A 15,554-nucleotide genomic window follows, 5' to 3' on the forward strand; every position below is an offset into this window, starting at 1 on the left:
CTCCTTTGCCATTTTTTATATGATACCCACTAAAGAAAAAAAGCGGCTGACTAAACTAGCCAGCCTGCCTGCTTAAAAAGATCGGATACAATTTGCGACAAATCCCATAACCTATAAGCGTTCCTAAAAAATTCAGCCAAATATCACTTACCGCAAACGTCCCAATATAAAAAACATACTGCATCGTCTCCACCCCTAAAATCGTCGTTAGAGACACAATACAAAACTCCCACTTATTTGCCTTAAACCCATACAAACACCCCAGAGGAATGAAATAAACGAGATTTAACCCCGCCTCCATGATTCCCTTTTGACCCCATTGCAAAAAATCAAAAGGCGCCAAATTCAAGGCATGATACCGAGGAGCCTTGGTAAATAACACGACAAACAAGAAAAAGAAATACACACTATAAACCAAATACAAATAAATCGTCGATAACCGCCCCAAAGCCAACTGCAGGATCAATAAAAATAACCCCAAGCCAATAAACGCCACCAAAACCTCCTGCGTATAAGCAAAACAATCCATCATCTGGGACAAACGCGGATACGCCGTCAAAACCGGCACCATCGCAAAATCAACCAACAAATACCCCACAAGAAAAGAGCCAACAAAAGTAACCAAGAAAAATACAATACGCTTCATGAGAACTCCTTTCATGGATCAGAAAGCCGAACTTATTATTTTAAAATTGCTTATTCTCTAATACTTTTTCAACTGCCGAGCGGATAAATTCACCATTTTTAATTTTTTTTGAGATTTTTATTGCCTTTGACTTCATCTCAGCATATTCTCGATTAGAGATTTTATTCAAGCGTTCATCTAATTTTTCTAGATTATCAATGGTAATTCCCACACCTTCATTAACAATAAACTCAGCAAGTGCAGATTGATCCCAAATTAGTACAGGGATGCCCAAACTTAAATATAAGGAAGTTTTATGTGGATTATTAAACTTCATATAATTTCCGGAAATACCAGCACAAGTCAGTAAAGACTCTCCATCCCAAACTAAACCAAACTTACTTCCAAGGAGTCTCTTTTCTAAGTCCTCTGGTGAAAAAGCCCCCTGATAACTAATATTGGGATGATATCTTGGAGCAGGATTTACCCCATATATTTGAACTGGATTTTCGCTTGCTAATTTAGTCAAAAATTTCGATTTAGCCAAATTACCAGCAAAAACAATATTTTCATTTGATGTCTCAAAAAACTCGTTGTTTTTGATGCTCGGCAAATAATCAAATAGCCCTAACTGAATAATTTTTTTATTTACACCATGGCTTGTTAACCAATTTTCCATATTTTGATTATGACCAATAATAAATTCAAATTGATTAAAAAAATTGATTTCTCGTCTACAGTCAGCAGGTCGATCAATATAAAATCTCAATGAATCAATATCATGTATGATTAAAACCTTGATTAATTTCTTTTTCTTTGCGTACTTCATAAAACTATCACTTAAAACCCGACTATATGCTGGATATTGATAAAAAATATAATCCCCAACCGCTACTTTCTCAAGTTCTTTTTTCCATAACGCATTTCCCCTAATTGCTCGAGTCAACTTATGTCTGGGAATTTCAATTCCTAATTTATGCATCCCATTTTCAGATAGAATCCTAGTAATATCTTGTTTAGCTTTTGTCCCTGCATGCATAGCATTTTCTTGTCTAACTTCAACAATATAAGTATTTTCCATTTCATTATTCCTTTATTTTTCAAAAGAAGACTTTTCCGGAAATTTACTTTGAAAAGCAAGTTCTAATTGTCCTTGCCACTTTTCAAAGTCCTCTTGAGTACTTTCTTCATCATTTATACATAAAAGTTTAAATTTATCACTTCTTATTTCTTGCAAAATATCCTTCATCTCAGAAATATCAAAATACTTCCCAAAAGATAATTTCTGCGGTTGATAATTTCCTTCTTCCAACATCCAATATCGACATAACCAATGATTGATATCATCAAATCCTCTAAAACGATTTTGAAAAGTCTGTTCAAAAGCAGTTGTTTCAAGCTGATAAAGTTTTAAAAAATTTGATTTTAGATGAGGTTGGGGTAAATGGGGATTAAAGTAACCTGTAATTTCCTTATAGGGAAGCGTTAAAACATTTGATAACAACATTTTTCCATAGCGAAAATTCAACTGTTTGCGCCAGTTTTTTTTGAAAGAATCTCTTTTATTAAAATATTTATTAATAATCATCAAATCATTGATCAAGGTATGGGCAAAAACATCCACTGGTGCAATACGATTATACACACCATAATCCAATATTTGATTTCCATCAAAAAAATTCTCAGGATACACTGGATTATTAATAAACATATCATCATTAAATAAAATAAATTTTTCTGCTAGATCCTTTAATCGAAACAAATTCAGTTCAATCGTATTCGAATTAAAGGTGGGTAGGTATTCTTTTGGAATAAAGTCTTGATGAAATACCAGATTTATTTTTGGATGGGAGGTATCCAACCACTCAGGCACTTGATTATCTGTGATTAAATGGATTTTATGAACCCAAGGACAATAAGTATCAATTGACCTAAACAGATATTTCAACGTTCCATAATCTCGATAGCGCACTGCTTCTTGGGTATCTTCATCAGTTGCGATAAATTTTGCTTTTTTCTTTCTCCAAATAGGATCCATTCCATCAACCCAAGTAATGACAATATCTATATTCTCCAATGAATGAGCCTACCCTTTCTCTACCAAACCTTCAATTAATTGGGCCAATTCCTTGGCAGTTGCAGAAATGGAATAACCATTTTTTGCAATGATTTCAGCATTTTTTTCTGAATTTTCTTGTCGTTGGGCATTTGAAATACGCTTATTTAACCCTGTTAGCCAGCCTTGTTCATCATCAAAAGGTAACTGTTCTACAGAATCTGTTTGAATAGCTTCAGTAGGTATTCCCTGAGAGCAGACAATAGGCAATCCATTTACTTGTGTTTCCAAGAGAACAAAGCCAAAACCTTCTGTTTTTGAAGGGAAAATAAAGGTATCTATCGCAGAATACCATTTGTTCAGATTTTGTTTTCGCCCCATAAAGATAATCTTATCTGAAAGATTAAGATCCTTCACCCGTTCAATGACTTGTTTCTCATCTCGACCATTTCCAAAAATCAAAAATACTGAATCGGGATGCAATGGAAGAAACTTTGCATACATTTCTACCGCAAACAACGGGTTTTTACGATCGGATAAAACGCCCGCAAAGCCAATAATGTGAGTGTGTTCTTCTATACCTAATTCACTTCGTAACTGTTTACGACTATTTTGATCAAAAATAAAATCAGAAATCTCAATTCCATTTTTTTGAATTAATACTTCTTCTCCTGGCTTAAACATCCATTCTTTTGACTCTTTCGAGACAGCTAAGTTTAAATCACTTTCTTTTCGGATTACTTCTCGTCCATGATTATTTAAAGTATCTAACACAAACTTTGAGGATTTTGACTTTGGTTTTTTACTATAATAGTTATTATGGCTGTGAATGATAATTTTAGCATTAGTGTATTTTTTAGCCATTTTTATTGCAAAATAATTCCATGAAGAAGAATAATTAAAATGAATGACATCATAAGATTTTCCTTTATTCTTTAAAAAGGTTCTCCAATCGAAAAAATGTTCAATTGGACTGATTGTAACAGGTGTAACTCGATAATACCCCCAACCGCGATTAAGAATTGATTCTTTCAAATCATCTGATGGGGAAATAGACATACAATCTATTTGATATTGATTTGAGTCAAAACGATCATACGTATTTAATATATAATTTGTTAATCCGCTTCCCTTTTGAAAATCACCTGTAGTTAATACTCTAATTTGACTCTTCATGTTTAATTCATTCCTTTACACTGACAGGAGCCACACTCTCTCCTAAACTAATTGATTATTCTTAGTTTTTGAATTTTTATTTACTAATTAACACCGAGATCCTTCTTAATCTGTGTGGTAGAAATTTCCGGTGTCCGAGGCAAATAAATCACCTCAGCCTCAGTTTGATCTTCAATGAAATCAAACTTGCCAGCCCAATCATCCCCCATGACAAATTTGTCAATGTGATACAATTCAATATCTGTTGTTTTTTGTTCCCAATTATTTTCTGGAATAACCAAATCCACATAGCGAATTGCTTCTAACAATTGTTTGCGTTTTTCATAGGAGAAATAGCATTTCTTTTGTTTTTCATCCCAGTTAAACTCATCAGTAGATAAAGCAACAACAAGATAATCACCTTGTTCCTTCGCTCTTCTAAGTAAATTAATATGACCATAATGTAACAAGTCAAATGTTCCATAAGTGATGATTCTTTTCATTTTAGTTGCTCCTTTTATGATATATATAATTAAAAATGGGAAAAACAACAATCTATAGAATTGCTACTTTTCTCATATGATAACTAAATTCCTGGTAGAGTAATTTTAAAACGTACTTTGTCGGATAAAAAATAAAGTCTACAATTTTAATTCTTCTAGTAATTTTAAATAAAATAATAGAGAAGAACCACGCAACTATAACTCCTAAAAACAGGTGTACTGCCAAGTTTGTTATTCCAAATTTAAAAAGCATAATTCTAGTAACACTCGCTACCGGAGCGTGTATTAGATAGATGGGTAAAGAAATTTTACCCATCTTTACAAAATAATTATATATTGCATCTTGTTTTTTGTTTTGAAAAATTCCAAAGGCAGGAACAATACTTATCGGAATAATTACTCCCCACAACCCGGGCCTGGAATAGTTAATCGTCTGTTGAAAATTAGTTAGCCACCAGAATAAGATATATCCTACATATGACAGTATCATAATCCCAATCAACTTATTTGATATTTTAATATTTCTTAGAATCCTACCAAAGTAAAACGCTGGTGCCCAAATAAAAAATCTTTGAATAAAGTAAATACTAACAGGAAATAAATTTACTAAACAAAAACCTACCAACAGAGTTATGAAAAGTGCAATATCATTTTTTATATATATTGATAAAAAACCTAAAATTAGAAAAATTGAAAATAGAGTATATAAAAACCATAAATGATCAATTGGCTCTTTCCAGATATTTAATAAATCAAATATAGTTTTACTTTCCCTTACTGATCCTCCGCCAATCTTTTTCATAATAAACATGAGAATGCTAAACACAAGATATGGTATTCCCAATGACCAGAGTTTCTTCAGAATATTATGCCTAAAATCTTGAAGGTTCTGATAGCCTTTAAAAAAATATCCTGACAGTGCAAAGAACACAGGAATATGAATGACATAAACAACCTCTACAAAAAAGTAAAGAATTTGATTACTAGTTTCTGAAAATTTCGATGCCTGAAGTAAACCTAAAGAAACATGTCCAAAAACTACCAAAAAAATTGTAATTCCTTTTCCAAAATCAATCCAACTGATTCTTTTATCCATTATTTTCTCCTAATTTATATTAAATAGATTAATTAAACAGCCACCCTAATAAATGTGAATCCAATGTATTACAAAGTACCTGCTAACTTCTTAATATAAGCCTTCAATTCTTCACCAATTTCCGGATGTTTCAGACCCATTTCCACATTAGCTTCAACCATGCCTAGTTTATCCCCAACATCATAACGCTTGCCTGTAAATTCATGGGCAAAAACCCGTTGAATCTTATTCAAACTATCAATGGCATCTGTCAACTGAATTTCGTTGCCGGCACCAGGAGTTTGATTTTCTAAAATTTCAAAGATTTCAGGTTTCAATAAGTAGCGACCAATAATCGCTAAATCGCTAGGTGCATCTTCAGGCTTTGGTTTTTCCACAAAAGAATTCACATCATACAAGCCCTTAGAAACTTCCTTATTTGGATTGATGATCCCGTACTTAGAAGTTTCGTTATGGGGAACCTTCATTACAGCCAAAGTCGATGCTTGAGTTTGTTCATAATCATCAATCAGCTGTTTCGTTAAAGGTACCTTATCTTCCATGATGTCATCTCCCAACATCACGATAAAAGGTTCATCCCCCACAAAAGCCTTCGCTTGCAAGACCGCATGTCCTAAGCCTAGCGGATGTTTTTGACGAATAAAATGCAAGTAAATGGCAGTCGTCACTTCGACCAATGCCAATAACTCAGTCTTATTCTTTTCTGCAAGATTTTGTTCCAATGCCAAATTCGCGTCAAAATGATCTTCAATCGGCCGCTTGCCTTTACCAGTTACCACCAAAATATCTTCAATGCCAGAAGCAATCGCCTCTTCAACGATAAATTGAATCGTTGGCTTATCAACAATTGGCAACATTTCTTTGGCAATCGCTTTTGTCGCTGGTAAAAACCGTGTACCTAACCCTGCTGCGGGGATAATAGCTTTTCTTACTTTTTTCATTTTTCATTCTCCTTCATCAAAATATCATTTTTATTCTTTAACTTTTTTTTATAATACCTTTTGCCAATTCAATTATTGATGCTCTCAAAGTGTACAGCATTGCCAAATATATAAGCACTCCCAGTAATATTTCAAATCCAAAATAAATGAGCCTTCCTGGTAGTAAGATATGCACCCATCTCACTACGCCAAACATGAGAATTGCGGAAACCATATACTTCCACTTACCATTAAAAAGAGCAGAAATTTGCAAAGTTTTTCTTGCTAATATGATTTGAACCATAGTAACTGTGAATTCAGAAAGGACAGTTGAAATTACAGCACCAAACACCCCAAAATTTATAATTAAAGGGAAATTTAAAATTAAATTAGTAATAGCACCACATACTACAGACATCGTGTAATATCTAGTTTGATTAGTAGGTAATAGATACTGAGTACCTAACACGTTACTCCAACCAATAAAAATAATCACCAAACTTAAGATTGAAATTAATGTTCCAGTAATCTCAAACTCAGATCCTAAAAACCAAATTGAAAATTTTGGGGCGATGGCCGATAGACCTAACGCCATGGGAAAACAAATTGCAGTAACAAAATCAAAAGATTGATAAAGATATTTCGCTACTTTCTCTTTTTGTCCTTTTGCAAAAGTGTTGGCAACCCTTGGAAGCATAACCGTACCTGTTGCAGTCACTATCGCCAAGACTACTTTTACTATCTTATCTGAATTTTCATAATATCCTGTACTGTTCACACCCACCATAATACCTAGCATTGTTTTGTTTAAAACCAAATAAACTTGAGTAGCTACTTGAGGTACAAACAATGCTAAAGACGGTAAGAAGTGTCGCCACAGATTTAGCTCTTTAAATTTTGGGATAGTAACTATCTTACGTAAATAAGGCCACAAAGTTAAATTTCCAAATAGAATTGATAGGCTTAAAATAAGAATATACAAACCAACATCATTTTTTGATTTTACAAAGACAAAGATTGAAATCAAAGAAATAATCTTGACTAAGGTATTTCTCAATACAGTTTTCTTAAAATCCTCAATCCCCATAAAAAACCAAGAGATATCCAAGCCAGCCGCAATAATCAAAAATGATTGATACAAGTAAAAGCTCTGATATTCAGAAACCACTGATATAAAGATAAGAAACGCAATGTAACTAATTGCAATACAAATCATTCTTAATATCGCAATTTCCCAAAAAAGCTGACTCATTTTTTTTCGGTTATCTCTATTATAAGCAATTGTTCGATTTCCATACAAATTAATTCCGATACTACCGAACAAGATAAAATACTGAATAATCGAATTGGTATAGGCATTGATCCCTACCCCTTCACTTCCCAGTACGCGAGAAACGTAGGGAACAGTAACTAACGGAATTAAAATTACAAAGATTTGATAACCTACATTATAAAAGTAATTTTTTATTAGGCTCAATAGAAAGTCCCCCAATTTTTGTAGCATAATCCACACTTTTCGTAGATATTTAGAAATCTATATATTCTTAAATATCATGAAAATTAAACTATTCAAACACCAATTAAATTAATCTAAATTAACCAAGATAAGTCCCTTCCAAAAATAACAAATATCAGTAAAGTCCTACAATAGATAAACGAATTTATGTATTAACAATAAATTGACAATTAACTCAATTTTACTAAAAATTTTTTCAGTAAAAGTAAAAATTCACTTATAAAATTACCCAATCCGGTATTTCTATTAACAAAAATACCGGATTTACTCAATGAAAATAATAAAATATAACTAATTAGCAATCAATTTTAAGGAATACAACTTACTGATAAGCAATAACTTTAATATGATTTTTTTGTTCAACCTATCAGTCAAACTGAGATAATTCTTTTTTTGAAAAACCTATCAGTCAAACTGAGATAATTCTTTTTTTGAAAAACCTAAAATGGTAAAAAAGAACGTTAAAAAGAAGGAAAATAAATAGGAATAAAAAATAGTAGTTACTATAAATAAAATAAATAATAGTATAGAAATTGCTGCAATGTTTTTATTTTTCATAATCGTAGCAAAAAACGGGATGAATATATAAAAAATCATTCCAACCAATCCAATCCTTGCTAACCCATAAAATAAACCACTTGAAAAACCATCGTTTCCGCCTAAAGTTAAACGAGAGAAATCCATATACCTTTTTATGACATCACCACCATTTACCATACCATTTACCATACCATTTCCCAACAATGGCTTTTGTAAAAAAGCTTGATATCCTGCATAGAAATCATTCATCCTAATAGAGGTTGATCCTTGCATACTAGTAAATTTACTTTCTAGAATTGTAAAAACAATAACTATAGCAAAGGGAATCAACACTAAAACAAATAACTTATAATAACCAGGCATAGAAATAAACAATTTTAACATGATAATGCTAATCAATAAAATCAATCCTGTTGTGGATGTAGTAGTAATCACTGTAAACACTAGAATGATACTTTGAAAAGTCACAAATTTTTTTGGCTTTTCAATATAGTAATAAATAATTATCCCAATACTTAAAACAAAAGAAAACATCGGTGCTTCAGAAAAAATACCTGTGTTCCGAATGACATTAAGACCTAAAAAATTAGCCTCACCTTGTGGGAAAAAATGCAAATAAAATATACCATTTACCCATCTAGGCGTTCCCCATTTAATAAAGAGGCTAGAATTTTGATGCAAAATTCCAGTAATATACAAGAAATAAAAAATCAGTGACACAACAGCTAATGCAGAAATAACTTTTCTTAATACAAATAATATATTAGGTATTTTATTTTGTGAAAGATAATAATAAAAATAGATTATCAATCCTATTGGGAAAATTACCATTCGCATGATTTCAGATAAAGTAATGTTATCAATCAGTTTATTATAAGAAACAATAATGACGCTAATAGTAACATTAGCAATTAATAAACTCACCAATTTTTTTATATCTATATTTTTCCTTAAATTATATAAACAAATTACGACAACTAAAAATAAGCAACCATAAACCATTAGCATAATAATTTCTTTAAACGGTTTATTTGATGTAACCCAATAAATTGAACTTGAAGCTAATAAAATTGATATTGATAATAGATATTCGAAAAAGTTTAGCCAGGATAAACGAAAAAAACTTTTCTTATTCTCCACCATTCTAATCCTCAAAAAGCTCTGTCGTAGTTACTCTCAATGCTTCAGCAATCACCATGTGCATATCAAAGTATTTATACATACCTAAGCGGCCACCAAAAATCACTTTACCTTCATTATCCGCTAAATCTTTATATTGTTGGTATAGTTCATTATTTTTATCATCATTTACTGGATAATAAGGCTCATCGCCAGGATGCCAGTCTGCAGGGTATTCTTTCGTGATGATAGTTTTTTCTTGCGTACCAAATTCAAAATGCTTATGTTCGATAATCCGTGTATAAGCATGATCGGCATCAGTATAATTAACCACAGCATTACCTTGATAATTTTCTTCGTCAAGAATTTCATTTTCAAATTTCAATGAACGGTATTCCAAACGCCCAAATTTATAATCATAATATTGATCAATCATCCCAGTGTAGACAATTTTGTCAGCTTCTGCTTCAAATTGTTCCCGCTTATCAAAGAAATCAGTGTTTAGTTGGACTTCGATATTTGGATGATCCAACATCTTTTCCACGATTTGTGTATAACCACCAATTGGGATTCCTTGGTATTTATCGTTGAAATAGTTATTATCATATGTCAAACGTACAGGCAAACGTTTAATGATAAATGCTGGTAATTCAGTACAAGAACGTCCCCATTGTTTTTCAGTATAATCTTTAATCAATTTCTTATAGATATCTGTGCCCACTAAAGAAATAGCTTGTTCTTCCAAATTCTCTGGCTCTTTGCCGCCTAAAACTGCCCGCTGCTCGTCAATTTTCGCTTTGGCTTCAGTAGGAGTTACCACACCCCATAACTTATTGAAAGTGTTCATATTGAAAGGCATATTGTAAATTTCACCATGATAATTTGCGATAGGTGAGTTCGTATAGCGGTTAAACTCCGCAAATTGATTCACATAATCCCATACTTCTTTATTTGAAGTATGGAAAATATGGGCACCATATTGATGGAACTGGATGCCTTCTACTTCTTTTGTGTAAATATTGCCGGCGATATGATCGCGTTTTTCAATCACCTTCACTTGATGACCTTTTTTTGCTGCTTCATTGGCAAAAATTGCGCCAAACAAGCCGGATCCAACTACTAGATAATTCATTTAATTGTTTCCTCCTTTTGGATTTAAATAGTTATAATTAAAAAATTCAACTCCATTGACCTCGTTCATACGATTTAAAAAACTAGTTTGGAAAATACTTTAAATTTTTACCTATTTTCCCGTTTTTTCCATCACGATAAGCATCTCGTAAAGTCTTTGACCGTATTGATCTATAACTAGCATACTTTGGCTTAACATAGTTTGCCGCTAATCTTGACCAAAATTTCCATTCTAAAGCTAATTTAGATACAACTGGGTGTTTCGTATGTCTTTTTACAAGATCAATCTGGTTACGAATACCATAATATTCCTTCCAGGTATATTGATATTTATGATTATCCGCGGCAAAAGCTGTCTTATGGACAATAACTGCATCTGTCAAACAAATAATTTCTGTTTTAGATCGAATACGTAAAGAGTATTCAAAATCGTCTAACCAAATAAAATACTCTTCAAGGGGTAAACCAATTTCAGAAATCAATGAAACATCAATAACTAAACCCACAAAAGAAACTGCATCTACAGAAAAAGTAGGCCGCTTATATTCTTCGCCAGAAACAATTTTTTCATCCAACAAACTTTTTGAATGTAAGACTCTTCGTTTGTGACTCAATTGAATAGTTGAATCCTCATACATTACTTTTCCGCAAAGTGCTCTCACCGAAGGATTTTCCTCTGCATAGTCTAAAATTTTCTCAAAATAGTCTTTCTGATACATAGCATCATCATCACTAACAGAAACATAGTCAAAATTATATAATTTACATCTATCTAAGCCAGCTTTAAATCCACCAGCACCACCAATATTCTCTGGCAATTCCACCATATCGAAAATATCTTGATTAAAAACATCAAATTTTTCAACTAGCTCAGAAATTGTCCCATCTGTTGAAGCATTATCAACAATAATAATTTTTTTTGGTTTAATAGTTTGATCTAATAATGATTGAATAGCTTCCATCAATAAATCTTTCCTGTTAAAAGTTACAACAACTGAACCGTATGTTTTCTTCATCTCAAACTTCCTTATTTTATAGATTATTAATTCCTGAAAATAATGCATCTAATAATTTGCTTACATCAACTGTTTTCAACATCTTTACAATTTGTAAAGTTTTATTTATTTGATATTTAGTATCATCTTTATGGTAAATTTCATTTAGTCCATCTTCATTTAAAATTGGAATATTATAAGTTTCTCTCATATCAACATAGAAACCACGAAAATCTCGGTATTCATCATAATCATAGGCATACATATAAATTGGTTTATCCAAAAGATAAAAATCAAACATCATACTAGAATAATCACTAATTAAGCAGTCTGTTGATAAGAGAAGTTCATCTAAATCTTCATCAGAAACATTGATAACATTTTCCCTTTCGAGATTTATTTTCTCAAAATAATGGGTGCGTAACAAAAGAACAGTATCGCTATCAAGGTCTGGCAAAATATCACCGTTGAAAATATGATTTACCTTGGAACTTTTAAATTCTCTAAAAGTGGGTGCGTATAAAACTAAGCGTACCTCTTCTTTTAATCCATGTTTTTCAATAAATGACTTCCGTATTTCTGCTTGCCGATCTTTTTTTTGAACCAACAGTAAATTTCGAGGTAATCCTGTTTTGATATGATTAGGTGAGCTAGGAAACACTGTTTTAAATATTTCATCATCATAATCACCACAAACTGTTAATAAATCAAATTGGACCTGGGTATACCATTTTTTCACGAGTGAACTAACATGGGTTTCATCTTTTCCAATTTTCTTCAATGGAATTCCATGCCATGTATTTAAATAGAAAATCTTCTTTGATTTATAAGGTACCAGTTTTTCAATACTGGTATTAGAAATCCATACTGAACTGCTAAATAGTTCCTTGAAAAAAGATAAACTATTTATCGAGATACTACGAGTGCCACTTGGCAACTGAAACTTGTCTGGTTCATTAAAAGCCCAAACTAACTCATATTCTTTAAAACGAGAATCTTCGCTTATCAATTCAAAAAGAACTTTGGGACTATCACTAAATTGTCGTCCTGAAAACGAGGTAAATATGATTTTTTTTTCTTTTTTTAATAAATGATCCAAAATAAAATAAAATAGATATAGAGCATAAAAAAAGAACTGAGAAATAAAAGCACTATTCTTAATTAGATCCTTTAATTTTTGCACAGCTTTACCTCCAGATAATCTCAAAACTTTTTTAATATCTACTAACCTTAAACTTAGCCTTCAAAAATTTAGTTCCTTTTTCTAGCCATGATCGTCTTTCCATAAAAATCACTGGAATTTCTTCGTATGAATAGCCATTTTTATCTATCCAAACATCCAACAAGATTTCACTTACTCGACCAAAAACTCGGGCATGGAAACTATTGTACTCAGAAATATCTAGCTTTTCCTCTAAAGCGAATAAAATTGAAAACATCCATTCACAATAAGAATCAAATTTTTCTTCTGACATAATAAACATATTAAACATATGAGCAGATTTTCGTTGTAAAATTTTATCATAAGAAGCTAGGTAGTCAGGATATAGAGCTTCAATAATTTCTCGTGTTACGACCAAGTCTTGTGGGTAATGAGTATGATTGTAATGCGATTCAATCGACTCAATGTAATAATTTCGTTTTTTAGGGACTACAATGTCGGCCTTTTCAAGTTTACTTTCTAATGTTTGGCGATCTAATACATCATTGAATGTTCCTTGAGTAAAGATACTAACATTTTTATTTTTTGAAAAATGGCGGCGATAATGGGATAAACCTTTGTAATCTGCAGATACATTTTTCCATAACCAATATAAAGCCGTTAATTCTGAATAATTGGCATTTTTACTAGAAATATTTTCACCAGTATTGTCTTTTTCATAACCCAATTCCTCAGAATGCATTGCAGCGCCACTTTGGATAGGTATGTACATCTCATCTTTAGGCATTTGATAACTTTTATGGGTAGCAATGCCAATTTTAATAGTTTTCATTTACGTCTATTCAATCCCTTTTTTCTAATTTAATATGCCCCATTCGGCTTAAACATTACTTTAATAGTTTTGAATATAATCTTGATATCATTCAAAGTACTACGATTTTGAATGTACTCCACATCGAAGTCCACCATTTCTTCAAAGCCAACTTCATTTCGTCCGCTGACTTGCCATAAACCTGAGCAACCTGGTTTTACCAATAACCGTTGCATGTCATGGGGAGTGTATTCAGCGACTTCTCTTTCCAAAGGTGGTCGAGGACCAATCAGACTCATATCCCCTTTAACGACATTTAAGAGTTGGGGTAGTTCGTCTAAACTGGTGCGACGAATCATTTTACCAATTTTGGTAACTCGAGGATCGTCTTTCATTTTAAACATGGCACCATCGACTTCATTTTGTTCCATTAGTTCTGCTAATTTTTCTTCAGCATCGATACACATAGAACGAAACTTATACATGGTGAACAATTTGCCATTGCGCCCGACCCGTGTTTGGGCAAAAACCACTGGTGAGCCAGGTTTTTCTTGGCGAATTTTATAAGCTACATATGCCATGAGTGGTGAAGCAAGAACTAATCCAACAGTTCCGCCAACAACATCAATTCCTCGTTTAACAAAATCATAGCCTTTTTGTCTTTTCAATTTTTCTTGATCGACCCATTGCAACTTAAAATACTGATCTTGGTAGTGCTTTTTTAAATCATCCGCCTTCATGATATTAAAAAAGTTTTCCGTCATCACCATTCATACTCCTCCTGTTTTTCTCATCTCTCTATTTCCAAAAAATTTTATAAGTAACATCGTCAGCTCAACTAAAATAATCCAAACCGTTTCTTCTTAACTTCTGTATAATCTGGGAATGTGACCGCATCCCCATTTATCAAATCTTTCGCCACTTGTTCCATAGCTTTGACTTTTTCTTCATCAAAGTCATGTCCGATTTGGCGAAAGGCTTCTTTCATTACAAACGTTCTTTTTTTGATACCATGAGCGTCTGACGCCATCATCTGAACGAGGTTATGCTCAACCATCTGTTTTGCCGTCTTTTGGATGTCTTTACCAAAGACACCTATGTAGCTTGGAGCGGTGAGTTGCGCGAGGCACCCCATCTCCAAGTATGGAACCAGGCGATTGGGATCTTCACGAAACTTCGCATTTCTTTCCGGATGGACGATGACTGGCACCTTTCCCATATTTCGCAGCTTGAAAAAAAGTTGCTCCGTATAGGCTGGGACATCCATCGTAGGAAATTCAATCATATACCCAGTGCTCCGATACCGACGGCTACGACAGCTAGGCCTTTTGCTAAGGGTCTTCCCATCTAACTTTACTCACTCCCAAACAATTGTTATTTGTCACAATTGTTCATATTATACTATACTCAACTAAATATTTCAAAAGTATCCAAAAAAGTGTTTTTTGAAGCTATTTGCGATAAAGATTCAAAAAAACTAAGCATTGTACACTTTTAACTCTAGTGATGCACCAACTATAGTACGTTTCGCATAAACGATATTTTATCAAATTGGATAGTCAAAATATGACTACCTACTTCGATATGCAAAAAAACATAAAAGTATGAATCTATCAAATTATGCAGCATTCTGGAATAAACTAGTTAGCTGAGTACAAGTCTCTGGCTGTACTTAGTAGATTTTCCTATTGTTGCTATCATAGTGACTGTCCAGAATTATTGCAAGTAGTATTTTCTGAGTTTTTTTCGAAAAAATGACTTTTCTATTTCCCGCAAAAAGAATCAGTAACTAGAAAAGTCACTCATAGATGTTGGATTTGAGTCAATACCTCGGACACGATTTGTGAGAATTTTTTCGAGATTTCCACAGGGCTTCAACTTCATCGCTTCGACCAGCCGTCAAACCAAAACCGTTTGACCGCTGG

The 15,554-nt window shown here is 32.7% G+C and carries 14 protein-coding genes and 1 pseudogene; all 15 read right to left on the reverse strand.

Annotation, left to right across the window (positions count from 1 at the left end; genetic code table 11):
- Positions 1–55: 55 nt before the first annotated feature.
- Positions 56–646, reverse strand: a complete 591-nt coding sequence (locus tag RG571_RS10135) for a VanZ family protein (protein ID WP_258430709.1) — start codon at positions 644–646, stop codon at positions 56–58.
- Between the two features lie 40 nt (positions 647–686).
- The gene (locus tag RG571_RS10140; protein ID WP_195193613.1) at positions 687–1,706 is read right to left on the reverse strand and encodes a galactofuranosyltransferase; all 1,020 of its coding nucleotides are present in this window, start codon (positions 1,704–1,706) and stop codon (positions 687–689) included.
- Between the two features lie 12 nt (positions 1,707–1,718).
- Complete coding sequence (locus tag RG571_RS10145) at positions 1,719–2,702, reverse strand: stealth family protein (RefSeq protein ID WP_308947801.1); 984 nt, start codon at positions 2,700–2,702, stop codon at positions 1,719–1,721.
- A 9-nt stretch (positions 2,703–2,711) separates the two neighbouring features.
- Positions 2,712–3,857, reverse strand: coding sequence for a glycosyltransferase (locus RG571_RS10150; protein WP_195193611.1), 1,146 nt, complete (start codon positions 3,855–3,857; stop codon positions 2,712–2,714).
- Positions 3,858–3,940: 83 nt separating this feature from the next.
- Positions 3,941–4,339 carry a glycerol-3-phosphate cytidylyltransferase gene (tagD, locus tag RG571_RS10155; protein ID WP_195193610.1) on the reverse strand — a complete coding sequence of 133 codons (399 nt, stop codon included), beginning with the start codon at positions 4,337–4,339 and terminating at the stop codon, positions 3,941–3,943.
- Positions 4,340–4,391: 52 nt separating this feature from the next.
- Positions 4,392–5,435 (reverse strand): acyltransferase family protein, encoded by a 1,044-nt coding sequence (locus RG571_RS10160; protein ID WP_258430610.1) that lies wholly within the window; start codon positions 5,433–5,435, stop codon positions 4,392–4,394.
- Between the two features lie 68 nt (positions 5,436–5,503).
- Complete coding sequence (gene galU / locus RG571_RS10165; RefSeq protein WP_258430609.1) at positions 5,504–6,376, reverse strand: UTP--glucose-1-phosphate uridylyltransferase GalU; 873 nt, start codon at positions 6,374–6,376, stop codon at positions 5,504–5,506.
- A gap of 37 nt (positions 6,377–6,413) precedes the next feature.
- Entirely contained in the window at positions 6,414–7,832 is a 1,419-nt protein-coding gene (locus tag RG571_RS10170; RefSeq protein WP_195193607.1) for a flippase, read from the reverse strand.
- 444 nt (positions 7,833–8,276) lie between these two features.
- Entirely contained in the window at positions 8,277–9,554 is a 1,278-nt protein-coding gene (locus RG571_RS10175; protein WP_308947802.1) for a hypothetical protein, read from the reverse strand.
- Between the two features lies 1 nt (position 9,555).
- Positions 9,556–10,662, reverse strand: coding sequence for a UDP-galactopyranose mutase (glf, locus tag RG571_RS10180; RefSeq protein ID WP_258430608.1), 1,107 nt, complete (start codon positions 10,660–10,662; stop codon positions 9,556–9,558).
- A gap of 82 nt (positions 10,663–10,744) precedes the next feature.
- The gene (locus RG571_RS10185) at positions 10,745–11,677 is read right to left on the reverse strand and encodes a glycosyltransferase (protein ID WP_195193604.1); all 933 of its coding nucleotides are present in this window, start codon (positions 11,675–11,677) and stop codon (positions 10,745–10,747) included.
- A gap of 16 nt (positions 11,678–11,693) precedes the next feature.
- Positions 11,694–12,839 (reverse strand): CDP-glycerol glycerophosphotransferase family protein, encoded by a 1,146-nt coding sequence (locus RG571_RS10190; RefSeq protein ID WP_195193603.1) that lies wholly within the window; start codon positions 12,837–12,839, stop codon positions 11,694–11,696.
- 31 nt (positions 12,840–12,870) lie between these two features.
- Positions 12,871–13,650 carry a DUF4422 domain-containing protein gene (locus RG571_RS10195; protein ID WP_195193602.1) on the reverse strand — a complete coding sequence of 260 codons (780 nt, stop codon included), beginning with the start codon at positions 13,648–13,650 and terminating at the stop codon, positions 12,871–12,873.
- Between the two features lie 29 nt (positions 13,651–13,679).
- Positions 13,680–14,369 (reverse strand): sugar transferase, encoded by a 690-nt coding sequence (locus RG571_RS10200; RefSeq protein ID WP_308947671.1) that lies wholly within the window; start codon positions 14,367–14,369, stop codon positions 13,680–13,682.
- A 98-nt stretch (positions 14,370–14,467) separates the two neighbouring features.
- Positions 14,468–14,923 (reverse strand): annotated as a pseudogene (locus RG571_RS10205) (CpsB/CapC family capsule biosynthesis tyrosine phosphatase); the annotation flags it as partial.
- Positions 14,924–15,554 lie beyond the last annotated feature (631 nt).

Source organism: Enterococcus sp. FR204 (genome assembly GCF_031143325.1).
Classification (GTDB): Bacteria; Bacillota; Bacilli; order Lactobacillales; family Enterococcaceae; genus Enterococcus_B; species Enterococcus_B faecium.